This is a genomic window from Paenibacillus ginsengarvi (assembly GCF_003626695.1).
Classification (GTDB): Bacteria; Bacillota; Bacilli; order Paenibacillales; family NBRC-103111; genus Paenibacillus_AB; species Paenibacillus_AB ginsengarvi.
The window spans coordinates 47,820-73,752 of sequence record NZ_RBAH01000017.1 but is presented as its reverse complement, the minus strand read 5'-3'; the positions used below and the strand labels follow the sequence as shown (position 1 = coordinate 73,752).

The 25,933-nt window shown below is 58.3% G+C and carries 17 protein-coding genes; 13 read left to right on the top strand and 4 right to left on the bottom strand.

Annotated features, from left to right (window positions below):
• Positions 1 to 27: 27 nt before the first annotated feature.
• Both D7M11_RS21725 and D7M11_RS21720 read right to left on the bottom strand, forming a co-directional pair.
• Entirely contained in the window at positions 28 to 2,493 is a 2,466-nt protein-coding gene (locus D7M11_RS21725) for a sialidase family protein (RefSeq protein ID WP_120749366.1), read from the bottom strand.
• Positions 2,494 to 2,642: 149 nt separating this feature from the next.
• Positions 2,643 to 3,959 (bottom strand): extracellular solute-binding protein, encoded by a 1,317-nt coding sequence (locus tag D7M11_RS21720; RefSeq protein WP_120749365.1) that lies wholly within the window; start codon positions 3,957 to 3,959, stop codon positions 2,643 to 2,645.
• Positions 3,960 to 4,149: 190 nt separating this feature from the next.
• Here D7M11_RS21720 and D7M11_RS21715 point away from each other — a divergent pair, with 190 nt between their 5' ends.
• The 6 genes from D7M11_RS21715 to D7M11_RS21690 all read left to right on the top strand — a co-directional run bounded on the left by D7M11_RS21715 (position 4,150) and on the right by D7M11_RS21690 (position 10,676).
• A complete protein-coding gene (locus D7M11_RS21715; protein WP_158606772.1) occupies positions 4,150 to 5,016 on the top strand; it encodes a helix-turn-helix domain-containing protein in 867 nt (288 codons plus the stop codon).
• Positions 5,017 to 5,355: 339 nt separating this feature from the next.
• Positions 5,356 to 6,525, top strand: coding sequence for a hypothetical protein (locus D7M11_RS21710; RefSeq protein ID WP_120749363.1), 1,170 nt, complete (start codon positions 5,356 to 5,358; stop codon positions 6,523 to 6,525).
• Between the two features lie 45 nt (positions 6,526 to 6,570).
• On the top strand, positions 6,571 to 7,362 hold the full coding sequence (locus D7M11_RS21705) for a divergent polysaccharide deacetylase family protein (RefSeq protein WP_120749362.1): 792 nt from the start codon (positions 6,571 to 6,573) through the stop codon (positions 7,360 to 7,362).
• A 229-nt stretch (positions 7,363 to 7,591) separates the two neighbouring features.
• Entirely contained in the window at positions 7,592 to 8,824 is a 1,233-nt protein-coding gene (locus tag D7M11_RS21700; protein ID WP_158606771.1) for a stage II sporulation protein P, read from the top strand.
• A 49-nt stretch (positions 8,825 to 8,873) separates the two neighbouring features.
• Positions 8,874 to 10,166, top strand: coding sequence for a stage II sporulation protein P (spoIIP, locus tag D7M11_RS21695; protein WP_147433476.1), 1,293 nt, complete (start codon positions 8,874 to 8,876; stop codon positions 10,164 to 10,166).
• Between the two features lie 81 nt (positions 10,167 to 10,247).
• On the top strand, positions 10,248 to 10,676 hold the full coding sequence (locus tag D7M11_RS21690) for a DUF3679 domain-containing protein (protein ID WP_120749359.1): 429 nt from the start codon (positions 10,248 to 10,250) through the stop codon (positions 10,674 to 10,676).
• Positions 10,677 to 10,698: 22 nt separating this feature from the next.
• Here the strand turns inward: D7M11_RS21690 and D7M11_RS21685 are convergent, their stop codons facing one another.
• The gene (locus D7M11_RS21685) at positions 10,699 to 11,520 is read right to left on the bottom strand and encodes a (2Fe-2S)-binding protein (RefSeq protein WP_158606770.1); all 822 of its coding nucleotides are present in this window, start codon (positions 11,518 to 11,520) and stop codon (positions 10,699 to 10,701) included.
• Positions 11,521 to 12,265: 745 nt separating this feature from the next.
• On the opposite strand from D7M11_RS21685, the gene D7M11_RS21680 reads away from it, so the two are divergent.
• On the top strand, positions 12,266 to 12,790 hold the full coding sequence (locus D7M11_RS21680; RefSeq protein ID WP_120749357.1) for an ADP-heptose synthase: 525 nt from the start codon (positions 12,266 to 12,268) through the stop codon (positions 12,788 to 12,790).
• A 100-nt stretch (positions 12,791 to 12,890) separates the two neighbouring features.
• Here the strand turns inward: D7M11_RS21680 and D7M11_RS21675 are convergent, their stop codons facing one another.
• Positions 12,891 to 14,096, bottom strand: coding sequence for an ROK family transcriptional regulator (locus D7M11_RS21675; protein WP_120749356.1), 1,206 nt, complete (start codon positions 14,094 to 14,096; stop codon positions 12,891 to 12,893).
• A 200-nt stretch (positions 14,097 to 14,296) separates the two neighbouring features.
• On the opposite strand from D7M11_RS21675, the gene hepB (D7M11_RS21670) reads away from it, so the two are divergent.
• The 6 genes from hepB (D7M11_RS21670) to D7M11_RS21645 are packed head-to-tail and all read left to right on the top strand — an operon-like array spanning position 14,297 to position 25,926.
• Positions 14,297 to 16,699 (top strand): heparin/heparin-sulfate lyase HepB, encoded by a 2,403-nt coding sequence (gene hepB, locus D7M11_RS21670; protein WP_120749355.1) that lies wholly within the window; start codon positions 14,297 to 14,299, stop codon positions 16,697 to 16,699.
• Complete coding sequence (locus tag D7M11_RS21665; RefSeq protein ID WP_120749354.1) at positions 16,689 to 18,146, top strand: sulfatase family protein; 1,458 nt, start codon at positions 16,689 to 16,691, stop codon at positions 18,144 to 18,146. Before hepB (D7M11_RS21670) ends, D7M11_RS21665 begins: the two co-directional genes overlap by 11 nt.
• A 24-nt stretch (positions 18,147 to 18,170) precedes the next feature.
• Positions 18,171 to 20,186, top strand: coding sequence for a heparinase II/III domain-containing protein (locus D7M11_RS21660; RefSeq protein WP_120749353.1), 2,016 nt, complete (start codon positions 18,171 to 18,173; stop codon positions 20,184 to 20,186).
• 38 nt (positions 20,187 to 20,224) lie between these two features.
• Entirely contained in the window at positions 20,225 to 22,489 is a 2,265-nt protein-coding gene (gene hepB, locus D7M11_RS21655) for a heparin/heparin-sulfate lyase HepB (RefSeq protein ID WP_120749352.1), read from the top strand.
• Positions 22,486 to 24,384, top strand: a complete 1,899-nt coding sequence (locus D7M11_RS21650; protein ID WP_158606768.1) for a heparinase II/III domain-containing protein — start codon at positions 22,486 to 22,488, stop codon at positions 24,382 to 24,384. Before hepB (D7M11_RS21655) ends, D7M11_RS21650 begins: the two co-directional genes overlap by 4 nt.
• Positions 24,385 to 24,420: 36 nt before the next feature.
• Positions 24,421 to 25,926: a DUF3604 domain-containing protein gene (locus D7M11_RS21645; RefSeq protein ID WP_120749350.1), complete on the top strand. Its 1,506-nt coding sequence runs from the start codon at positions 24,421 to 24,423 to the stop codon at positions 25,924 to 25,926.
• Positions 25,927 to 25,933 lie beyond the last annotated feature (7 nt).

Genomic DNA, 25,933 nt, shown 5'->3' with positions numbered 1-25,933 from the left:
GGCAGCAGGGATGGAAGACGGCACGACTCAAGGGGCATCGTAGAAGCGCCGTTTCTGAGTTCGATACATAAATTCGATTTCCGCCTGCGATAGCGTCTTGCCGAAGATGAAGAAGTGGCCCAGTTCGCCCCCGAAATAACCGCTGTCGCCGGGGCTTCGGCCGATCGAGTCGGCTTGCGACGGCACGAGACGCTTGTACGTGCGGCTGCGGAATGAGACAGTACCGCCGCCGGATGGTGACAGCTCGACGCCGTCCACGTACAGCCGGATCGCATTGCCGGCGAAGTCGAGAATGCCGGCGGCATGATGCCATCCCGAATCTCGGATGTAAGGGAACGATTTGGTTTGGAAACTGTCCGCGCTGTCGCTTCGGCCGGCGACACGGATGGCCGTTGATGTCAAAGTAATCTCTGCGCCTGCTGTTGCTCCGTGAATCCGAGTACCGTACAGCCACTTCGGGTTCGAATCGGGCACGTTGCCGTCTTGGAACCAGCCTGCTATCGTAATGGCGGGAGCGCCGTTCAGCGCGGCGGACGGCTTGTAGCCGAGAGCGGCGTAGTCCATGACGCCGTCCAGCTTCACTCCGCGATCCGGGTAACCCGGGTTACCGGAGCCTCCCATTCGTTTAGCGTCGTTGCCGTAGCGGGAGAGGTCGGCGTACGGGCCCGCCGTTGTCGCCGCTCCATCCAGCGGCCAATAACCCGTAAGCCCGTCGTAAACCAACTGCCGGATTTCGCGCGGATCGAGCGCTCTTCCGTAAAGCTTCACCTCGTCGAGCGTTCCTGCAAAAAAACCGCCGCCTAACGGACTGGCGCCAATCGTCGAAGATGATCCGGGCGTTTGCGGCGAAAAGGCGCGGCTGCCGAAGACCGGCGTTTTGGCGGAAAGCGGTTTTTGCTCCATTCCGTCCAGATAAAACCGGATTACGTTGCGTTCGTAATCGAGCACCCCGGCGGCGTGATGCCATTCTCCGGAGACGGAGAACGGAAAATCCGCATACTTATAATCCTCGTTCGGCTTGCTTCTTCCTCCTACACGTATCCGGTTGTCAAGCATCAATACTTCGGCTCCGGCTGATGTTTGTCCGACGGGTACGCCGAGCAGCCAGTTGCCCGGTTGCCCGGGCGAAGGCAAACTGTCGTTGCGAAACCAGCCCGCGATTGTGACGGCCGGCGCACCCCGCAAATTCGTCGCCAGAGCATCGGGCAAAAGAACGAGATCATCCGCGCCGTCGAATTCAAGCCCGCCGCTTCGGTAACCGGTCGTCCAGGCCGCGCCCTGTATCGTTCCGTCGGCCCCGTGTGTCGAACTGTCCGCAGCGGTCGTCCCGGTTCCATCGTCGAATTTCCAATAGCCATGAGGCAAATCCAGAACATCGCGCGCCTTCTCCAGTCGGTGGAACGTGATCCGGTTGGCGTTATGGTACGTGTCGGCGCCGTCATAAGAGGTGCGGGCGGCGAAGATGATATCGTCGCCGTCCCAGTGCCAATCGGCGTATTGGAAGCCCACCTTCGCGATCGAATAGGGGACCGATAGCTGCGAATCGTCCCGGATCAACAGCTTGGCGAAGCTCCAGTGCAGCAGGTCGGGCGATGTATACAGCGACAGCCGGTTTCGCTGCTGCACGGCGAAGGGGTAAGCGTTGTCGTTGACAAGCGCGGCGTACAGCCGGCTTTCTGCATCGTAGCGAATGGTGAATTTGTGCATGCCGCCGGGAAAATCGATGAATCCTTCGGCTGGATCGAAGCTGATGCTGGTATTGTCGGAGGACAGCTTGATGATCGCCGCTTTGTCCACGACAGGTTCGGAATTGAGACGAATCACGTTTAGGATATCCCCGTTTGGCGCCTGCACCATATTGCCCTCCAGCCATCCGGGCCGGCTGGCCGACCAGGATGGCGGCAGCCAGGCGGGATTCAAGGCGAGCTCGTTCGTTTTGATCCAGTTTGCCGCATTAAGCAGGTCGGAATTTTCCGGAGCGGAGATAACCAGCGCCTTGAAATTTTGCGGCCAAACATAGGGCGAGTTGCTTTCAAACGCTTTATACAGGCGGCCCTTCGCCCGCAGGACGGGCGTGGGGGCCGTGTGGTAGGCCGAAGGACCGGTGCTGCCGCCCGGAAACAGCAGGCCGCTGCTGGCGTCGCTGGCCGTTGTCCAAGACGTTCCCCCGTCGTCGCTTTTGCGAATGACGATCGATTCGAGCGGGCCGGAAGTCCCGAGCAAATAAATACTGCCCTCGTGCGCAAATAGGCTGGCCCAGTAAATGCCGTCCAGCATAACGACATGCTCCCACGTCTGGCCGTTGTCGGTCGAACGATGCACCGACGTTTTGCGGTGAGGCGAATTTGGTCCGGAGTAATCGTGAGTAACGAGCAAGGTGTTCTCGTCCAATCGCAGCAGACTGGGCGAGCTTAGAAAGATGCCTGTGCTGGCATTCATCTCGTTTACTTCCGACACCAGCATGTTGGCATAATCGGCTGTTCGGTCGCTCATTTCGTTTATCTCCTTCGGATAGGGATTCGTATCCGTTCGAGAGAAGGGACGATTAGCTGTCTGACTGTATATCCTTACGGCTGCACATAGTAAGATCAGCGTTACCAGCGACACGGACGCGATCAGTCGAACGTTCGGTCTACGCACAGCTATTTGGCCCGCTCGGCCGCGATCGCTCTGTCTGCCGCTTCTTCCGCCTCGCGCAGCACGGTATTCAGGTCTTTCGTGCCGAAGATGAACTGGCGCAGCGCGTCGGTGTACAAGTTGGAGGCGATCAGATCGTATTTGGTGGTCGCATACGGCTCGGCTACGTTGTTGTAATAAAAAGCCGGAATGTTTTTGCCGCGATAAACCGGTGAGTTTTCCAGAAAACGCTGCTTGATGTCCTTGCTGTCCAGCACCGTCATATTCCCGTTCCGGGTTGATTCGGCCTGAACCTCCGGCGACAGTAGATGGGCGATGGCCTGAAACGCTTCTTCCTTATGCTTGCTGGTCTTCGGAATGACGAAGCCGTTGGCGAACACCCCGATGCCGGTTTTGGGCTTGTCGGCGAAAACGGGGAAGGAGGCGATATCCCAGCCGATGCCTTCCTTGTTGAATGGCTCCATCGCCTGACCGATGAAGATGTCGGGAAAAATGGCGACATTGCGGTCCTTTGTAAACCGGTTTGACCCTTGATACAACACGCCTGCGGTAGGCGGGCGATTGTTCGGTATGTTGAACACCGTCTGGAAGAGGGAGAACATGCTGCGCCAGCCCGGCTGCTGCTGGATTTGCGCTTTGCCTGTAGCCGGATCGGCGAAGGGCAGTGAGAGCTGGGTTTGCACCCGGTTAAAATACCCCATCTGCAAGCCATAGTAGCGGCTTTCCTTCTCAACGACGGTCAGCTTTTTCGCCAGCTCGATGTACTGCTCCCAAGTCATGCCGTCAACCGGATAAGCCGCACCGAATTTGTCGAACAGGTCCTTGTTGTAATAGGTGGCGAATACGTTTTGCGTTCTCGGCAGGCTGTACAGCTCCCCGCTGCGTCCAAACTGCTTGAAAAATTGCAAGATTTGCGGTGTGATCCCGCCAAGGTTGAATTCATATTTGCGAACCAGCTCATTCAAATCGGTTGGCACATCCATATCCAGCAGGATCGGCATATTCGTAATGCCATCGTCGATAATATCCGGCAGTTCCTTCGCGACAATCATCTGGTTGAACTGGTTGGCGTCCGTGCAGTCGAGCTTCTGAAGCGTAATATGCGGATATTTTTTGGCGACAGGTCCGGCGAAATCCCGGGCGAAGTCGTCGTCGCTAACGGCAAAGCATTTGAAATACATTGTTAGCGTCACCGGCTTTACGGCTTCGCTTGTTGGGCCGGATGGAGCGTTCGCCCCCTTTCCGGTACCGGAGCAGCCTGTCTCTGCCAGGAGCAGCAAGACGGCGGAGCATAGCGCGAATACGGTTCTGGCGAAATACATGTTTGAAGTTCTCCCCTTTACTTTTCAATCTGTGCAATCCTTACAAGATTAGATTAACGTGCGAGCGGTTCGTTCAGCGAAGCAGTGGAAGACAGCGCTTACGGGCATTTGTGGAAACGGTTGAATTCCAGGTATATCCTACATATAATTGAAATCGATGGAGGATGATCTTGTCACAAGGGGGGCCCCTATGTCCGTTCTTACTTTACACGCGCAGCACATCATGGAGCCTTATGAAGACGCACGTTTTGCCTTGCCGCCCAAGTTCAGATACTGGTCGATTCCGCATACTCACGATTTTTACGAAATTTTTCTGGTCGCGGCGGGCACCGTCACCCATATCGTCAACAATGTCAAGCAGGCGCTTCCGGCAGGAACGATGGTTTTCGTCAGACCGCACGACGTTCACAGCTTCGAGAAAAACGGAAATGGCGACATGTGCTACATGAACGTTAACTTTCGTGCGAGCACCGTTCTGCATGCCTTTGATTATCTCGGCTCCGGCTTCAAGCCGGAGCGGCTCAGCGAACCCGCGCTGCCTCCCGTGTTATCCGTTTCGCCTGAGGAAATAGAGCATACGCTTGGCTTGTACAAACGCACCGTATCGCTGCTCGCCGGCTCCACCTCCGCCGATACGACCCCGGTTCGCGCTTTCTTGATGGAGATGCTGCTCCGTTATTTCTATCCGCAGACGCAGCGGACGGACATGGCAGGTCCCGGGTGGCTGTTCGAATTGCTGGAGGAGATGGACGGCGAGATCAGCTTGGCCGAAGGGCTGGCGAAAATGCAGAGACGGTCACCCGTCAGCCCGGAGCATTTGTGCCGCACGATGAAAAAGCATCTCGGCAAGTCGCCAACGGAGTGGATCAATGAAAGACGACTGCGGGCTGCCGCATTCAGGCTAAGGGCCGGCACGGACGACATCGCCGCCATTTGCTATGATGTCGGTTTCAACAGCTTGAGCTACTTCTACACGCTTTTTTGCAAGCAATACGGAATGTCGCCTAGCGTCTACAGAAGAAGCGGGCAACGAAATGAACAGCCGAAATGGTTATGACGGCGTCTCCTCCTTTTTACGACTTCAGCCAGCAGTTGGCCTTCCAGCCAATGGCGCAACCGCCGCCAGTCTTGGGCGTGTTTGCAAAGCGTACATGCATTGCCGATTACAGGTTTGCAATCACGCTGTAGGGTCATTGTAGTCGTTTCCCCGGCCGATTTCTTCTGCCGGATTGATTCGTTTTTGCGGCATATTGATCCGCTGCCGATTATCTGAGCCATGAAAGCCGTCCTGCATCGCAGGACGGTTGTTTGGCATGGAAATGGAGATCGGGCACATAATTTGCAAGCTCCGGTAAAACAATGAGTAGGGAGACTTTGCAACATGGGGGCCTGATACATGAGACGTATTCACAACGTCTTTCACTTATGGACCGCGCTGGCTGTCCGGCTCCTGCTGCTCGGCGTTACGATGGCGGTATGGCCGTCGGCGGTTCATGCGGATGCGGAAGCAAGCAGCGACGTTCCCGTCACGTTCACACTATCGATAAAGACGAGTCCGTCCGCCAAGTACGAAACAAGCGAAACTTATGACCGCGCTGACTGGAGACGGGCTTGGACGAAGGCCAAAACGGCGGAGCTAGCCGAGCCTTCGTCCGTGTACACCGACACTTATATCGAAGTGGCGGACGAAGGCGGCAAGCGCCAGTATGCGATGCGTGCAGACGGCGTATTGTTCGAAGCGGCTACGGGCAAAACGGTCACGCTGTCCGTCAAAGTGCGCAAGACGTGGCGAACGAACGCCGCTAAGCTGCGCAAGCGACATTACGGCGAAATCGTCGACTGGGACGAGGCGAAGTCGCGCCTCCCGCTCAAAGCCGTCGTGGCGGTTGTCGATATGGAAACCGGCCTCAGCTTCCGGGCGCAGCGCCGGGCAGGCAGCAGCCATGCGGACGTTCAGCCGCTGACTCGGGAAGATACGGCCGTGATGAAACAAATTTACGGGGGAACGTGGAGCTGGAAAAGACGAGCGATCGTCGTCGTCCCGGAAGACGGTGAGCAGCGGGTGGCCGCCTCGATGCACGGCATGCCGCACGGGGGAGACGGCATACCGGACAATGGGTTTTCCGGTCACTTCTGCATTCATTTTCGCGGCAGCGCCACCCACGGTTCCGGCAAAACCGATTTGTCCCATCAATTGATGGTGTATAAGGCGGCGGGCAGGCTGTCCGAGCTGTACCAAGCCGCAACGCCCGAACAGCTGGCGGAGTACGTGTTCGATGCGCTCCATCAGCAGGATGAGGCGGTTTTGCGAGCGGCCTTACAGGGGACGCCGTCTGAGACGCTGCAAACCTTTCTAACGTGGTTTGCCAAAATCGACGCGTTAAGAATCGCTTCCATGAAGCCGGGCGATCCGCACGATGGGCAAGTCACGGCCGAAGTTCCGCTCAAGGTCGTCTGGAACGGCCGCGGCGGGGGCGTACGTTTGGAGTCGGTCCGGCTGTTGTTCGTGAGGGAAAACGCACATTCGCCATGGGTTGTTACGAGCTTCGAAACTGGAAAGAAATAGCGACGATCCAGATTCGAGGCGTCCATTTCAGAGGGGGTTCCCAACATGATTAGACGAAGTAAAATCCGCTCCTGCCTACTGGCGCTGCTTGCCGGCCTTGCAGCGCTGCTCGGCCCGGCCGGACAGGCCCGCTCGGCGGCCGAGACGAAGGAGCCGCCCAGTAAACGGGTGGCGATCGTCATCGACGATCTCGGCAACAATATGTCCGGTACGGATGAAATTATGAGCGCGCCGATTCCGCTTACCGTAGCGGTCATGCCGTTTTTGCCGACGACGAAGCGGGATGCGGAGTGGGCGCACAAGGTCGGTCACGACGTCATCGTGCATTTGCCGATGGAGCCGCTTCGCGGCCGCAAAAATTGGCTCGGCCCGGGGGCGATTACGACTGACTTGACGGACGACGATATTCGGCGCCGGGTGGAGGCGGCGATCGACGAGGTGCCTTTTGCGATAGGCATCAATAACCATATGGGCTCGAAAGCGACGGCCGACGAACGGGTGATGCGCATCGTGCTGGACGTATGCAAAAAGCGGGGACTGTTTTTTCTCGACAGTAAAACGAACTACCGCAGCGTCGTTTCCAAAATCGCGGTCGATTCCGGGGTCCGTGTGCTTGAAAACGAAATTTTTCTGGACGATGTCGTCAGCACCTCCCATATTACGAAACAGCTCCAGCTCATTCATAAGCGAGCTATGGACAACAGTCTTTGCATCGCCATCGGCCATGTAGGCATTCCCGGCAAAAAGACGGCGGCCGTGCTGCACCAATCGGCCCCGGCGATGAAGGACGATATCCGGTTTATCAAGCTGTCCGAACTCGCCGCAATCAAGCCGTAAAACGGCAAAGACTTTCAGAATGGCGGAATCGCCGGCCTGGTAGGTTTCGAGATTCGTAGGCGTTTTTTGCAAAAGAATGTCCCCCCAGCAGTTTCCTTCATCTGTCCTCGGGCAGAACGGAAGGCAGACGGCTGGCGGGGCATTTTTTTGGCGTCTTTCGTTCTACCGATCCGCTGCCTTTCATAGAGTAATACCAGATAGATTTCACAGACAACCGGGAGGGATTGCGATGAAATGGGTCGTTACCACGCTGAATGTGAGTGCCGTCACGCGTCTGTGGCGAGCGGTTCGCTCTATGAGCCGGATATTCGCCGCTCTTTCCATAGCCGTTCTGCTTTTTTTGTTCGTAACCGGACTTTACAGTCTAGCCCAGCACAAAGGGGCCGGCTCTTCCTCCTCGCTCGCCATGAGAGGGGCGGCCGCTTCGCTGTCGGCTTCGTTTTTTATGGACATGCTGGCGATGGAGCTGCCGCGGCTGGAGACGGGAGCGCAGCCTTCGTCTTTTTCCGCGAAAAATACGATTTCGTTTCTGCTGCGGTATTGGATCGGAATCGCTCCCGGCGATCCGAAAAGCATTCTGGCCAGCGAAATTCCGGGCATTCGCAGCGAAGCGAGCGCCGTGCTGTACTCCGGTCAGGCGACGCAGGATACGGTGTACCCCGCCGATTTTACGCCCCCGCCTGACGCCTTTCGCCCTGAGAACGGACAAGCGGGTACGGTGCCCGAGCAGCAAGCGGTCCCCACTCCGGCACAGCCGCAGGGGAATACGGGAGCGAAGGATACGGCCGTCAAGGAGCCGCAAATTTTCATCTACCATTCGCATAACCGGGAATCGTTCTTGCCGGAGCTGAAGTCCAAAGGGATTACGAGTCCGGATCTGGCGTACGATCCGAATGTGAACGTAACGCTTGTGGGCAAGCGGCTCAAGGACAAAATCGAGTCGGGCGGCATTGCGGCTCTGCAGTCGACGACGGATTATCCGAGCACCGTTAAAGAGTTCAACTACGCCAAATCTTACGCCTATTCGGCTGTATCGGTAAAGGAAGCGCTGGCGCAGCATAACCAGCTTGGCATGATCTTCGACGTTCACCGCGATTCGCTCGCCCGCGACAAGACGACCGTTCGGATCGGCGGCAAAGATTACGCCCAGGTTTACTTCGTAGTCGGCAAAAAAAATACCGGCTGGGAGCGCAACTCGGCATTCGCAAACAGTATCCATGCCGAGCTGGAGAAGAAGATGCCCGGTGTTTCGCGCGGCGTGTACGGGAAAGCCTCGAACGGAAACGGGGAGTACAACCAGTCGCTGTCGCCGAACAGCATTTTGCTGGAAATCGGCGGACCGTACAACACGCTGGAGGAAATGTACCGGACGGCCGATCTGCTGGCCGACATTATCGTATCGCTGCAAAAAAATGCGGTAAAGGCAAATGCTCCGGCCGGCGCACCCGCCGCGGGCGGATAAATCCGGCGATTGCCGGGATATTCCAAAAGCGATCGAGGAGGAAAACAGGATGAACGTTCGCGAGTGGCGGGAAGTTTGGTACAAGGCCGTTCGTTCCGTTCGGGGGCAGGACGGCATGATGGGACGCATTTTCGCAGCCTATGCCGGAATCGCGCTGCTAATGATCGCGCTGGCTGCGGCCGCCGCGATGTGGCAAGCCCATTCGAACGTATCGCCGAAGGCGGCGATGAAGCGTATGGCCGCTTCCGTCTCGCCGCAATTTTTTATCGATATGCTCGGGTTGGAGTCGCAGGCCATGAAACGGGGCGGAGAATCGACCTTTTCGAGCGGCCGCGTCGGCACCTTTGTGGCGGATACGCTGCTGCACATTAAGCCGGGCGAGCCGAGGACGCTGCTTGCCAGCGAGCTGCCGCAGATGCGGGGGAATAGGCTGCTGGCTGCGCCAGGCGGCAATCGGACGACGGGCGGTGAGGAGGCAGGCAAGGGAGCAAACGGGGCTGCCGTAGGCTCCGCCGGGGCGGGGGATGCCGGAAGCGTGCCGACGGCTCAGGAGCCTGCGGTTACACCGGTCGTAGCCGAGACGAAGCCGGAGCTGCCGCAGGGCGGGAACGTGGGAGAGGCGCAGGCGTCGCCCGCCGGGACAAAGCCAAGTACAGACGGGCGGAAGGTCGTATTCGTGTACCACTCCCATCCGAGAGAATCCTGGGTGTCCGAGCTGAACGTCAAAAATGCGAACGAAGCGGAAGATTCGCAGAAAAACGTAACGCTTGTCGGGAAACGGCTGGCGGATAAGCTGGAAGAGAACGGAATCGGCAGTATGCATTCGGGGGTCGACTATCCGACGAAGGTGACGGGTTACAACTGGAACTATTCCTACAAATACTCGCTGCAAACAGTGAAAGATGCCGTTGCCCAGAACAAGGACATTACGTTCCTGTTCGACATTCATCGCGATTCGGCCGCAAGGGACATTACGACAGCCTCCATTGGCGGCACGGACTATGCCAAAGTGTATTTTATCGTCGGCAAAAAAAACGAACGCTGGGAGCAAAACGAATCGTTCGCGCGGCGCATTCACGAAAAGCTGGAGTCGGCTTATCCGGGGCTGTCGCGGGGAATCTGGGATAAAGGCAGCGGGGGGCACGCGGAGTATAACCAGTCGGTTTCGCCGAACAGCATTCTGGTCGAAATCGGCGGCCCGTTTAATACGCTGGAGGAATGCTACCGGACGGCGGATGCGCTTGCCGGCGTGATTGCCGGATTGTACTGGGATGCGGAGAAGGTGAACGCTTCCGCGAAAGTGGCGGCGAAAGGAACGACCGTCGTCGCCGGCAGCAATTGAGATAAGCTTCTGATCGAAGCTTTTAGTTTTCTTGAACGTTAAACGGACCGGCCAGCCGCCGGCGTCTGGGAGGGGATTCGAATGGCACGTCACTCGGTTACGTTTATCGCCATCATCCTGATGTTATGCTTCGGCATTTTTTTCGGAATCGAGCTTGCCACAAAAGGTATGGAACAGATCCAAGGGCCGATCGTGCAAGGCCAGACGCCTGCCGGCGGCGTGGCGTATCCGTATGCAGGTGCCGGCGTTCAGCAGCCTGGCGGTACTGGAGCAGGTACGGGAGCGCCGGCCGTCATCGGCCAGGCGAGCGTCCCGACTGCCGGAACGCCGACAGGGGGGGCCGGTCAAACGGCAGCTTCGGCGTCGGTCCCGGTGAAGCCGCAGCCGCAGCCGATTACGGCCGACTCCGGCATCAACCGGGTCGGCAATCAGATCGGCGATATGCTGCAAGCCGCAGCCCATGGGACGATCCGCACGATCGTATCGCTGCTGGACAGCGTCGTCAACTAAGACGATTTGCCGTAGCGAGGAGCTAGGAGGACGCTTTCGCCCGCTGCTCGCGAAGCTCAAGCTTCATCTGTTCGCGCTGCGTGTCTTTCAGAATCGGGCAAGTGTAGCATTTGACGCCGTTTTCCTTGCGGTACCACATGCAGCAGGAAGAGCGGACGAGCACTTGCTTTTGCGGATCGTAGGCGCTCTCGATATAACGCGGCTTGTGCACATACGGATTTTTGCGGTGGTTGAACTCTTCCGGCGCGAGCGAGACGAGCAGTTCATAATGCTGCCGGTATTTATCCTTCATCGCTTCGGAAGCTGCCCGCTGGAGGATGAATTCGTTCACGGAAATCATACGCGAGCCGAACTGGTTCCAGACGAGATCGGGCTTGCAGCCGATCCGGGCGCAAGCGAGCTCGATAACGGGAGTGACCGAGTGGCGGAACAGCTCCGCCAGCTCGCGGGCCATCGCTTCGTTCCGACCCGTTTCGGGCAGCTGTTTCAGGCGGACTTCGTTGATTTTGAGCACGAGATGCGGATGGTCGCCGTGCGACTCCACCTGCGCCGTCAAATTATCCAGCGACAAGTCAAGCACCCCGTCGTATTGGTACATAAACGAAAGGACCGCAGCCGGTAAGCCGAAGAAGGCGAGACCGAGAAACGACCCGGAAATGGTCAGATCGAGCCCGCGCAGCATATCGCGGCCGAGGCTGAGCAAGCTATCCATCGTCTGCGGCTGCAGCAGGGAAACGGCGGGTGTCTCAAATAGCGGATTATCCGAGCCTCGGGGCGAAATATGAAAATACGTTTCGGCAAGCGAAAAGTCGAGCGTTTGTTCGGCAGACTGGTCGGATGGCATGGAACGATTCCTCCTGATCGGCGTGTGGTTCACACGTTCATCGTGATAACGATTATCATTATTATACATGAACGGCGGGCGGGCCGATAGCGAAAGCTATAGCGGAATGACAATTTTTGCATGGCGCAGCAAGTTTAAATTCACTGGGCGTGTTTGCAAACAAGGCAGCGGGGCGGGGATGCGGAAACGGAAGTGAAAGTTCCGTTAAAGTGGCCGCAGCGCTGCTGGTTGGGGCTATAGAGGAAGCGAAAGTTCCGTTAAAGTCGCAGGTAACTCGTTTGGAGCCGGGCAAATAGAGAATAAAGGAAGTTTAGCTTCCGCTAAGCGGGCCTAGTAGGCTCGCGAAGAGGCAATAACGAACTGGCGGTTCCGCCAAGACAGCGATAACGGAAGCGGAAGTTCCGAAAGTGTTGGCGGAACGGTGCTGCCGAGCGAAGGGGAAGGAAATCTGCCGATATAAAGCGGTACATCGAAACGGATTCGACTTTCCCAAAACAGCTTCCGCTGGTTATGGGGTCCCCGTAAAGTAATCGGAGTAGGATTCGTAGCTTATCTTCACTTTGTGGGGCTCAGTCGTGATCGCTCCATCGTGGAGAAGGCTTCGATAGACGTTTTTCTTATCGGTCAAACACCCGCTGGTTTGTCCGCTTGGCAAGTGGTATGATATAGGGGTGAAATGGCCAACGCTTACGAGAGCGGTTTTGCCGGAAGGCAAGACGATGTAAGCTTTTAAGGAGGAATCAAGATGAACCGGCGCTTTGTCATCGAAGCCGTCCTAGTTGCCGTTTACGGTCAACTGCTGGTGCCGGGCCGTCCCGTGGAATTTTTGGTGCCGTATTCCACCATCCAGGAGCTGTACGAAATGAGAGACAGCGACGAACCCGTCATGCCGGAGCAGGACGAAGACGCTCACGTTAAACAAAAAATAAAAGAGCTGATCGACTTCTTCGAGGAATCGTTCAATCGCAAAAAGATTGAGCGAGCGCTGCAAATGCCCTGGAAAAAAAGCCCGCCGCTGCTCGTGAACGACGACGTGACGTTTACGATCGTATATGCGATCGACAACGCGCACTACGGAGAAACGTTCGATCCCGTAGAGACGGAGCTTATTTTGACGGCGCTGTACGAGAAAGCCCCGATCGTAACGGATCAGCTTGAATTTCTTGACAAAGTGATCGAAGCGGAAGTTCCCGTTCAAACATACGACGTCGAGGATTTCGAATTCGCACTGGAAGAATATATATCGGCGGAAGATTGGAAAACGCTTTGAACCCCGGCCGCGACGCGGCCAGCTGCCGATACTATACGAAAGACGCCTTGCTTGCCGCATTATGCGGTTCGCAAGGCGTCTTTTCGTTTAATCGGGCCGGTCACGGGGCAAAAAACGAAAACGACATATGGCGGTCGAGCGCCATATTGGCCGCCCCGAGCGCGCCGCCGATCTCGTTAAATTCGCCGACATGGACGACCGTGGCGGCGGACAGCTGGCTCATCGCTCGCTGGCGCATCACCTTGACGGCGGTGTCTACATAAGTTGGGGACGCTTTCGGAATGGCGCCGCCGAGTATGATCGCCTCCGGATTCAGCAGGTTGACGAGATTCGCCATCGTGATGCCCAAATAGGAGGCGGCGCCGATGACGACCTGCACGGCAAGCTCGTCACCTTGCTCCGCAGCCTTGCATATATCCTCCGCCCCGAGCGTTTGCAGATCGAAGTCGTCCTGGCGAAGCAGGGACGAAGTTTCATCCAGGCGCAGCAGCCTGCGGGCCTCCAGCTCCATCGCCGGCGCCGCCGATACCATCTGCAGGCAGCCGTTGTTGCCGCACGGGCATAACGGCCCGTTCCGGTCCACAGTCGTATGGCCAATCTCGCCGGCGCCGCCGAGCGCACCGTGAATCAGTTCGCGGTCGACGTAAATGCCGGCGCCGATCCCGCTGTCGATCCCGATGTAGATCATATGCCGGTGCGATTTGCCCGCCCCGTAGCGGCACTCCGATAACCCGCGGGCGCGGCTGCGGTTCAGCACGACAGCCTTCCAGCCGACGGCCTCCTCCAGCATCGCTCCGATCTCGACATGTTTCCAGCCCATAACCGCGGAGCTGCGAAGCAGGCCGCTATGCGTGTCCACCAGCCCGGGAATACCGATGCCGATCAGCGGCAGCAGGCTTTTGTCTGTTTTTTGATGGAAGTCGCGTATTTCGTCCGCCAGCGCCTGCACAGCGGCTTCCGGTGTCAGCGGACTGAAGGAGATCCTGCTTGTTTCCAGCGTGTTGCCAAGCAGATCGAATGCGCCAAGCGTCCATGTCTGGTGGCTCAAATCGGCGCCGATGATCATATGGGAATGCGGGACAAGCTCCAGATTGGTCGCAGGTCGTCCGCCGGTCGACTGCCGGACGACCGTTTCATGAACAAGCCCGAGCTCGATCAGCTCGCCGATCGCGACCGATATCGTGGCCCGGCTCAAATCGGTTAATTGGGTAAGCTCGATGCGGGACATCGGCCCGTGCACGCGGAGCATTTGAAGAATGGCGGTTTTGCTGCCCTTCTGATCCCATAGTTTACGAATAGTTTCCAACAGGAGATCCCTCGCTATAAGGTTCGCTTGGAAGCGTTACTTTTACCATATCAAAGAAACGCTAGGTTAGCAATGGATTTTAGGCAACTAATATAAAGATTTATACATAATCATTGAATGATCAAGCCGTAATTCATCGATTTCTGCCTAAAAATCCAAAAACTAAGTTTAGTTATTGACATAAGTGCCGGTATTCCCGTATGATCAGAACAAGAGCAGCACCCAGCAGGATGACCGCTAGCGGCCTGAGAGCGATTACAAAGCCGCAAACGGAACGACAGGAGGTTGAAGCAACAATGTTTCCGAAACCGCCGGTGGCTCCGCCGCCGGAGCATCCCCGGTTGTTTTTGCGCAAGCAGCACATACCGGCGCTTGTTCGCAACATGCAGCGTATGGAGCTGAAGACGGCATGGGAACGGATCGAGCAGTTCAGCCGGTTCGACATCGAGGAAGCGGACGCCGATACTTGCCCGGGCGATGTGTACGTTATCGAAGCGAATGCGCTTCTGTATGTGCTGAAGGGAGACCTGGCAGCGGGCGCGAAGGCGAAGCAATTGGCGCTGAACGCCATTACAAAGCCGTTTAATCCCAATTATCAGGACATTTCGCGGGAAATCGGCAGATTGATGCTCGCCGGCGCTATCGTTTACGACTGGTGCTACGAGCTTGTAGATGCCGCGGAGAAGCAGTTTTTCATCCGTCATTTCAAGCGGCTGGCCGGCTTGCTCGAATGCGGCTATCCGCCTGTGAAGGAAGGAGCCTTTGTCGGACACAGCTGCGAATGGATGATACAGCGTGATATGCTCGGAACCGGCATCGCCATCTACGACGAGGACCCGGAGATGTACGATTTGGCAGCCGGGCGTTTTTTCTCGCAGATGGTTCCTGCGCGCAATTTCTTTTATCCGTCGGGCTGGCACCATCAAGGAGACGGATATGGCGGCGTGCGCTTCCAGGGCGAGTTATTCCCGACGTGGATGTTCGATCGGATGGGCTTCGGCAATGTGTACGATCCGTCGCAGCGCGAAGTGGGCTACCAGTGGATTTATACGCGACGGCCGGACGGCAAGCTGCTGCGGGACGGAGATACGACGCCGCCGATGCCGAAGCAGACGAAGTATACGCGGCTTCATTTTCTGTACCTGATGCTCGGCAGCTACTACAAAGATCCGTATTTTATCCGGCAGCACCATAGAGACGAAGGCAAGTATCAAGATAAGGACGTGCTGTTCGCCTTCCTGTTCGGCGACCCGGATTGCGAGGCGAGGCCGCTTGACGAGCTGCCGCTGACGCGTTATTTCGGAGAGCCGACCGGCGTGATGGTGGCTCGCACAGGCTGGGACGAAGGGATCGGCGCCGGCACGGTCGTCGCGGAGATGAAGGTCGGGATGTACCAATACAACAACCACCAGCATCTGGACGCCGGAGCGTTTCAGCTGTATTACAAAGGGAATCTTGCGATCGATTCCGGGTCGTACAAAGGCTCGTCGGGGAAATACCATTCTCCGCACAACAAGTACTACTTCAAACGGACGATTGCGCACAATACGGTGCTTGTATACGATCCGGGCGAGCTGGAGCGATCTCCGTACATAAAGGACGGCGGGCTTGTATGGCCGAATGTGAACGACGGCGGACAGCGCTGGCCGAACGAAGGCAGGCCTCCGCTTACGCTGGACGACCTGCTGAACCAGGATTTCAAACGGGCGGACGTGCTGGCCCATCAATTCGGACCGGACACCTACAAACCCGACTATTCCTATATAAAAGGTGATATTACTGCTGCCTATTCGGATAAAATGAAACGCTTCGAGCGGTCGTTCCTGTTTTTGAACTTCAAAAACGCGGCCCACCCTGCGACGCTGATCGTTTTTGACCGGGTCGTATCGGCGAATGCGGATTTCCGCAAATATTGGCTGCTGCACAGCATCGAGGAGCCGCATATCGAAGGCGGACGCACGATCGTCTCGCGTTGCGAGGACGGGTATAACGGACAGCTCGTGAACGACACGCTGCTGCCCGAGCCGGACAACCGGCACATTGCGAAGGTTGGCGGTCCCGGCAAGGAATACTGGGTGTTCGGCACCAATTACGCGAACGATTACCCGGGAACGAAAGAGCAGGGCGAGTGGCGTATCGAGCTCAGCCCGAAGTCGTCCTCGGAGCTGGACTTTTTCCTCAACGTCATGCAGGTGAAGGATATCGATGGTCCGGCCCCGCTGCCTACGGAGAAGCTGGAGAGCCCGGCGCTGATCGGCACGTTCGTCGGCGATTGGATCGTGCTGTTCGCGAAGAGCGGCCTGCGACAGCCCGGCGAAATCGAGCTGCCCGACATTCCGCCCGGCCCGGGCGATGAAAAGCGCGAATACAGCTTCCTCGTGGCCGATCTCGAGGCCGGCAGTTGGGCGGTAGAGGAGCGGCAAGCGGACCGGGACGGCACGGATGGGCCAAACGAGCCGGAGCAGCAAACGTTCTACGAAGTAACCGGCGAGGGCGGCGTGCTGCACATGCGCAGGAAGGCCCCGTGCGGGAAGCTTGTGCTGCGTTATGCGGGCGAGGCCGGGAGCGGGTCTAAACGAAAGGAGACGGAGGATGGGAACTAAGCCGAACGTCGTTGTTATTATGGCCGATCAGCTGCGCTGGGACGCGCTTGGAGCCCATACGCCGAACATCAATCGGCTGCGGGCGGGGAGCTATTGCTTCGAGCGGGCTTACTGCGCTTCTCCGCTTTGCGTGCCGGCCAGGGGCGCGTTTTTTACCGGCAAATATCCGAACGTGACGGGATCGCTTATCAATCCGTGGACGGAGCAGGAGCGTATTCACGGCTTCGTCCGGCCCGGCCATGCGAGCTTATACGACTTGCTCGAGAGCGATTGGGATAGCTGGCATACCGGCAAGCAGCATCTGTTTGCCGAGCCGAAGCCCGAGCAGCGGGCGGACAGCCGCACGCACTGGCGACAACTGGAAGGGCGATACGAAGCGTTCCTGAAGGCAAACGGCAAAAAGAAGCCCGGCGGTCCAGCCTTCCAAGGCCTCGTGCCCGAGCTCGCCTACGGCAAAATTACGAGAAAGCGCAAGTATTCGATCCCAACCGTAGGGCGGTTCGAGGAAGAGCTTGACTATTTTTACGACGGCTTCATTCTGAACGATTCGCTGGCTGCGATTCGCGGAAGAGATCCCGGCAAGCCGTTCGCGCTGAACGCGATGTTTCTCGCTCCGCACCCGCCGCTGCATATTCCCGAGCCCTGGTATTCGCTGATCCGCGAGGCGGAGCTGCCGGCGAACGTCGGCGTCTGGGCGGACAATCAGTCGCCGCTGCAGTTGTACAATTTGACCGGGATGCTGGGCAGTTCCTACACGACGGAGGATTGGAAGCGCATCTGGAACGTTTATCTCGGTCTGGTCGCGCTGCTCGATCACTGTGTAGGTACGCTCATCGACGAGTTGAAGCGGCACGAGCTGTACGACGATACGCTGATCGTCTTCGCCAGCGATCACGGGGAAATGCTGGGCTCCCACCGGCTGTGGCAAAAAATGTGCATGTACGAGGAATCGGTGCGAACGCCGCTTTCGTTCAAGTTTCCAGACTCCTTCGGCATCCGGCCCGGCCGCTCGGAAGAGCCGGTCAGCAGCGTGGATGTGCTGCCGACGCTGTGCGAGGCGCTCGGTCTGGAGCCGCCCGAAGGCATGTCCGGCCAGTCGCTGCTGCCGCTCGTTCGCGGCAAGGCGGCGACGCTCGGACGCGAAAGCCTGTTTATCCAGTTTGACGGAAACGGCGCCCGCAGCAACTTTCAGCGGTGCGTCATCGCGGACCGGTATAAACTGATCGTCGACATGTTCAAGGATGAGCTGTTTGTCGAGCTGTACGACATGGAAGCCGACCCGCAGGAAATGAACAATCTGGCGTTTCAGGCGGACTCGCATGGAGGCCGGATCGAAAGCATGCTGGAGAACCTCAGGGGGCATATGCTCGCAACAGGCGACATGCTGGACGTTCCCTCCGATGCCTATGGCCGTTTCCTGACCGATTACGGACCGTTCAAAAGCTAATTCGGATAACGAAGGAGCGGAATTATGCCAGTATACCGGCCGTGGAATCGTTTGTTGTTACTCGGCGCCGCCGCCGTTTTCGCCCTGCTTCCGGGCTGCAACGGGCTCGCGGACGAATCCGCCCCGGCGAAGACGGAACAAGTAGTGCCGGCGAAGGAGGCGAAACCCGATGCGGAATTTGCCGCTGCCTACACCGGAGCGCCGCCCGATGCGGCCCGCATTGTCGCCGATCTGGAGCGGCGGAATCCGCAGCATCCTCGTCTATTCGCCACCGCCGATACGTTCGCGAAGCTGAAGGAAGGGGTGCGAGCCGATCCGCTGCTGCGCAAATGGTACGCGGATTTGCGCAAGACGGCGGACAAAACGCTGTCGAAGCCGGTCGGCGCTTATGAAACGCCGGACGGACGACGCATGTTGTCCGCCCGTGACGCACGCCCGATCATCGAGCAAAATGCGCTTATGTACCGGCTCAGCGGCGAAGAAGCGTACGCGAAGCGGGCGGTGCAGGAAATGATGGCGATGGCCGCGTTCCCCGACTGGAACCATGCGAAGGAGTTTCTCAACACCGCCGAAATTACGGCCGGGATGGGGATCGGCTACGACTGGCTGTACGATTATTTGACCGGGGAGCAGCGGGACGCCGTCCGTCAGGCGATCGTCGATAAAGGCTTGAAAAAGGCGATCGACGCCCACAACAACAAAGTGTGGTGGACGGTCAGGCTTGACCCGGTCAACAACTGGAGCTCGGTCTGCAACGGCGGCATCATTGTCGGCGCGCTCGCCGTCGGCGACGAGGAGAAGCAGCTGGCCGGCGACGTTATCGCCAGATCGCTGCAATCGGTGCAGAACATCATCCTGAAGACCTGGGAGCGCGAGGAGGGCTGGAGCGAAGGGCCGGGCTACTGGCGATACATGATGGAGTACGCGGTCAGTTATATGGCCGCGATGCAGTCGGCGCTAGGCACGACGTACGGCCACGCGCAGACGACGGGCATGAACCGGATGGCTTATTTCCCGGTATTCGCCACAGGCCCCCAGGGCACATTCAACTTCGCGGACAACGACAGCGGCAAAATGAAAATTCCCGAGCTGTTCTGGCTGGCCAAAGCGACGAACGATCCGAAGCTGGCCTCGCTTCGAATCGCGATGATGGAGGACGCGAAGCAAGCCGGCGGCGTGTACGACCTGCTCTGGTACGATCCGAAGTTTCGCGAGGCGGACGTATCGCTTCCGCTCGACCATTATGACCGGGGAGCGGAGGTCGTTACGATGCGCAGCAAATGGAACGACTCTTCGGCGCTGTTTGCAGGCTTCAAAGCGGGAAGCGCAATCGCCAGTCATTCGCACTCCGATACCGGACAGTTCGTGTTCCAGGCCGGCGGCGAGCAATGGGCGATCGATATCGGCAAGGACGATTACAATTTGCCGGGGTATTCCAACTACGAGAAAGAACGATACACCTATTACCGGCTGAAGCCGGAAGGCCACAATACGCTTGTTTTTCATCCGGACGGGTTGTTTCAGCAGGAGCCTGCGGCGAAAAGCCGGATCGAGAGCTTTGTCGCCAAACCACAGGAGGCGTTCGCGATCGCCGACATGCTTCCGGCCTATGCCCGGACTGCCGACGCCGCGAGGCGAGGCGTCAAGCTGGCGGAGCGCCAAAGGCTGATCGTACAGGACGAGTTTCGGACGAATACCCCGTCCGACGTCTGGTGGTTTATGCATACGAGGGCGTCGGTGCAGCTGGCCGAGGACGGCCGCTCGGCGCTGCTGACACAGAACGGCAAACGGCTGTGGGTGACGATGACCTTCCCGAAGGACGCGCCGCAACCCGCCGTGTTCGAGGTGCAGGAAGCCCGGCCGCTGCCGGAGTCGCCGAACCCGAAGGGGCAAACGCCGAATACCGGAATCCGCAAGCTGGCGATCCGGCTGACGGGCGCAACCGACGTGCGGATGGCGGTCGAGCTTGTGCCGCTGGGAAAGACGGAGCCGGTGCCCGTTTCGGGGAGCCCTTTCGTGCCGCTGGCCGAATGGAAGTAAGGCTGCAATGATTCGAGTCACGAGGAGGAGGTCAAGACGTGTATCCGAAACCGCCGGTTGAGCCGCTGAAGGAGCATCCGCGTCTGCTGCTGCGAAGCGGCGATTTGCCCGCCCTGCGGGAGAAACGGTCGAAGCCGGAGATGAAAGCGATATGGCAAAGGCTGGAGTTTTTCGGCCGGACCGAGCCGGATGAAATCGGCTCCTTCGATAAGCCGGACGCTGCGTACGCCATGGAGGCCGCCGCTCTGCTGTACGTCCTGGACGGAGACCGGGATGCGGGCATCCGCGCCAGGGCGATTGCGCTGCGCTGCATCCGCAAAGCATTCAATCCGAACTACCAGGACATCTCCCGTTCGATCGGAAGACTCATGCTCGCCGCCGCCGTCGTTTACGACTGGTGTTACAAGCTGCTCAGCGACGAGGACCGACAGTTCATGCTCGGCCATTTCAGGCGGCTGGCCGGACTGCTCGAATGCGGTTATCCACCTACGAAGGAAGGAGCGATCGTAGGCCATACGAGCGAATGGATGCTGATGCGCGATCTGATCGGCACCGGCATCGCCATTTACGACGAGGACCCCGAGATGTACGACGTCGCCGCAGGCCGGTTTTATGCGGAGATGGTGCCGGCGCGCAATTTTTTTTACCCGTCAGGGTGGCATCATCAGGGCGACAACTACGGCTCCTACCGCTACCAGGCGGAATTGTACGCCACGTGGATCATAGCCCGCATGGGCGGGGGCAATCCGTTCGACGCGTCGCAGGAGCAAGTCGGCTATCAATGGATTTATACCCGCAGGCCCGACGGCAAGCTGCTGCGCGACGGCGACAGCGACAATCCGCTGTATGCCGAGGACCGGTACGTTCAGCTGTTCCCGCTCGCGTACCTGATGGCCGGCAGCTATTACGGCAATCCGTACTTTCACGACCAGCAGTTCCGCGAGTTCGTGACGATGCCGGACATGTACGCGTTTCACGCTTTTCTGTTTTACGATCCGGCGGTTACGCCGAAGTCGATCAAGGAGCTGCCGCTTACGCGTTACTTCGGCTCGCCGGCCGGCATCATGATCGCCCGCACCGGATGGGACGAAGGAATAGACAAAAGCTCGCCCACGGTCGTAGCGGAAATGCGGATTGGCGAATACCAGTTCAACAACCACCAGCATCTCGATGCCGGAGCGTTCCAGCTGTACTACAAAGGCTATTTGGCGATCGATTCCGGCATTTACAAAGGCTCGTCCGGCAAATACCATTCGCCGCACAACAAGTACTATTTCAAGCGGACGATTGCGCATAATTCGGTGCTCGTCTACGACCCCGATGAGCTGAGCCGGTATCCGTATGTCAAGGACGGCGGTCTGGTGTGGCCGAATGTGAACGACGGCGGGCAGCGCTGGCCGAACGAAGGGCGCCCGCCCCGTACGCTGGACGATCTGCTGGACGGCGAGTTGTTCCGGCGCGGCAAGGTGCTGGCGCACGCGTTCGGGCCCGATGCCGCGCAGCCGGACTTTTCTTACCTGAAGGGCGATCTGACGGCGGCGTATTCGGATAAAATGCGGCAGTTCCGGCGCTCGTTCCTGTTCCTGAACTTCAAAAACGACGACGTTCCCGCGGCGCTGCTCGTATTCGACCGGGTCGTCTCCGCTAAGCCGGAGTTTAAAAAGTTTTGGCTGCTGCACAGCGTCGAAGAGCCGGTGACGGAAGGCGGCCGAACCTTCCTGTCGCGGAGCGAAGACGGGTATGGCGGGCTGCTTGTAAACGATACGCTGCTCCCGCCGCCCGGCGATGCGGAAATTGCCAAGGTGGGCGGGCCGGACAAAGCGTTCTGGGTGTTCGGTACGAACTACGTCAACGATTTTCCGGAGACGAAGGAGCAGGGCGCTTGGCGCATCGAGGTCAGTCCGCGAGAAAGCTCCGAGGAGGACCTGTTCCTGAACGTAATGCAGGTGAAGGATCGCGGCGGCGCGGAGCCGCTTGCGGTAGCGAAGGTGGAGACGGAAGAGCTGGTCGGGGCGAAAATAGGCGGCTGGGTCGTCCTGTTCGCCAAAAGCGGCGAGGCTCTGAACCGGGAGCAATATATCCCGCTGTATGCCGAAGCGGGAGAAGAGGCCGGCTCTTGGAGCTGCTTCGTCGCCGATCTCGCGCCTGGCGTATGGACGGTGGAGACGGGCGGCACCAGCGAAGCGCACACCGTGACGGAAGCGGGCGGCACGCTCCATCTGACGGGTATTTCGGGAAGCGTGCGTCTCGTGCCGTTGGAAGTCGCAGCAGCGGACGGAAAGGAGCAGACAGCAAACCGATGATCGTATTATCCGAGCTTCTGTCCCCGGAACAGCTGGCGGAAAGCCTGATGTCGAAGGAAAACTACCGCCCGTTTCCGGATATCGAGCGGCGAAGCGAGTGGGAAGGGCTTCCCACGGAGCTTCGGCAATCGATCGTGGTTGGGGGCGAAACGTATTTGCAGTACGATTGGCCGCTCCTGACCGCGACGATGCATATGGAGTTTCTGCGCGGCGGCAACCGGACCCGCTTCGACGGGCCTTACCATGCGCGAAGAAGAGCCGTTACGAGCCTGGCGCTTGCGGAATGCGTCGAGAACAAGGGACGTTTTCTGGACGATCTCATCAACGGCATATGGCTCATCAGCGAGGAGTCGAGCTGGGTCATTTCGGCCCATAACCGGATGTCCCAGCAGCGGCATCCGGAGTTGCCGGACATCTCCGACGTACCCGGCATCGATTTATTCGCTCTGGAGACGGGAAATTTATTCGCTTGGCTGCACTATTTGCTTCGTCCCGTGCTGGACCGGGTTCATCCGCTAATCGACGAACGGGTTCTCTCCGAGCTGCGCCGCCGCATTTTGGACCCGTATTTGCAGCGGGACGATCTGTGGTGGATGGGGTTTACAGCCCGCGAGCGGCGGCTCAACAACTGGACGCCGTGGTGCACCTCCAACTGCCTTAGCGCGTTTTTACTTGCCGAGAGCGATCCCGAACGGAGATTGCAGGCCGTGCGCAAAGCGTTGGCCAGTCTCGACCGGTATCTTGCCAAACATCCCGCCGACGGAGGCTGCGATGAAGGTCCTGGCTATTGGAACAAAGCAGGCGGCTCGCTGTTCGACTGTTTCGAACAGCTGCACGCGGCCACCGGCGGCCGGTTCGATCCTTATGAGGACCCGCTTGTTCGGAATATCGGCGCTTATATATACCGGGCGCATATCCACGGCAGCTACTTTTTGAACTTTGCCGACGGACCGCATCGCATTACGATCGAAGGCGATTTGGTATACCGCTACGGCAGCCGCATCCGGGACGAAAATATGATGGCGCTGGGCTCGGCGTTCCACCGGATGCTCGGCGCGGCCGGATGGAGCCATATGAAGTTTTTGTCGTTCCTGCGGGTGCTTCCGGCGCTGTTCAACTACGCGGCGATCGAGAGAGAAATGAGACCGCTAACGTTCGCGCGGGATATATGGATGGACGGCATACAGGTTATGGCGGCGCGGGAAACAGGCTCTTCGGACCGCGGACTGTATGTTGCGATGAAGGGCGGCCACAATCTAGAGAGCCACAATCATAATGATGTCGGTCATTTCGTCGTTTATGCAGACGGCCAGCCGATGCTGATTGATGCCGGAGTGGAGGAATACACGGCGAAGACGTTTGGCCCCGAGCGGTACGAGATCTGGACGATGCAGTCCGGTTATCACAGCGTGCCGACCGTTAACGGCCATATGCAGCGGGACGGCGACGAATACCGGGCAACCGGCGCGGAATACGCCGCAGCCGCGGACGTCTCCCGGCTCACGCTCGAGCTGGCTTCCGCCTATCCCCATAAAGCGGGTCTCGACTCATGGACGCGAGCTTGCCGATTGATTCGCGAGCCGCGCGTTGCCGCCGAGCTGGAGGAGCGCTTCGCCTTTCGGGACGGAGCGGAATGTGGGTTTACGCTGAATTTCATGACATGCTGTCAGACTCGCATCGAAGCGGGAGGGCGAATCGCCTTCCTTCGCGACGAGAGGGAAGCGCTGACGATGGAGTACGACGACCGGCAGTTTGCGGCCGCCATCGAAACGATCGTTTTAGAAGACAAAAAGCTGAAGCGCGCATGGGGCGGGTTTTTGTACCGCATCGTCTTAACGCCTCTACAAACAAAACGGCGCGGAAGCTTCACCACCCGCTTCCGGCAGCCGAACTAAACTTCGACCATACCAACTGGAGAGGAACATAACCATATGCCACTATACTGGGGAGATTTGCACAACCATTGCGGGATCAGCTACGGCTTCGGAGGACTCGAGAATGCGCTGCTGGCGGCCAAGGGCCAGCTCGATTTTTGCGCCATTATCGGCCACGCCTCGTGGTACGACATTCCGAATCGTACGGAAGGGCTTGAATATTTGGTCGATTTCCACAAAGAAGGCTTCGCCAAACTGCGCGGTCATTGGGATTATGTGCTTAGTACAGTGAATAGCTTCAACGTTCCCGGCGAGTTCGTCACGTTCCAAGGATACGAGGCGCATTCGAGCCTGTACGGCGATCATCACTTCCTGTCGCCGGACGACGATCTCCCGCTCGTCGAAGGGGAATCTCCGGCCGCGATCGTCGCCAAGCTGTCGCCGCGCCGCGTCATCGCCGTCCCGCACCATGTCGGCTATACGCCGGGTTATCGCGGGGGCAACTGGGACAGCTTCAACGGGGCGATCAGCCCGATCGTCGAAGTATATTCGAAGCACGGCAGCGGGATGACCGACCAGAGCCCGTACCCGTATTACCACGATATGGGGCCGCGCGATTCCCGCAGCAGCGTGTACGAGGCGTTATCGCGGAAGTTACGCTTCGGCTTTGTCGGCTCGACCGATCACCATGCCGGTTATCCGGGCTCCTACGGGGACGGACGCCTTGCGGTCCTTGCGGACGAGAAGACGCGGGAATCGATCTGGGAAGCGATACTGGCGCGCCGCACGTATGCGGTAACCGGGGACAAAATCGCCTGCCGCTTCACGATGAACGGGCAACCGATGGGCAGCGAGGTGCAAGCCCGCGAGCGCCGCTTCGAGCTGGACATTACGGCTTGCGATCAGATCGACAAGGTGGTCGTGTACAAAAACTTGCGGCCGTGGAAAGTCGTGAACGGCGAGTCGCTTCTGGCCGGTCAGACTGCCGACGCAGCAGTCAAAGGCACCTATAAAGTAAAAGTGGAGATAGGCTGGGGCAACAAGAAAAACGGCTATGAGTGGAACGGATCGGGCGTTGTGCGCGGAGGCAAGCTGAGGTCGGTGGAAACCTGCTTCCGCGGACGCAGCGTGCTCGCCCCGACGCCGGAGATGAAGGACGATCCTTCGATGAACGCGCTGAATAACAAGCTCATCGCCCAGACCGAATCGTCGGTGGAATGGAGCTGCACGACGTTCAAAAATCCGACTACGCTCCATCCGCATACGGCGGGGCTCATTCTTGAGATTGAAGGCGACGCGGCTACCGAGATTCATATCAGCTTAAACGGCAGCGAGCTGAGCGCAACGATCGGCGAATTGCTGGGCGGCAACCGCACGTTGCATTTGCAAGCTTACAATTCCGAGGCGATTGTGCTTCAGCGAGCGATCCCGAGCTGCGCTTATACGGTGAACGAAGTTTGGACAGACACGGAACCTGAGTCGGAATGCGATGTGTATCACGTCGAGGTGCGGCAGATGAACGGCCAGTGCGCCTGGATTTCCCCCATTTACGCGCTCTCCTGATTGCGTA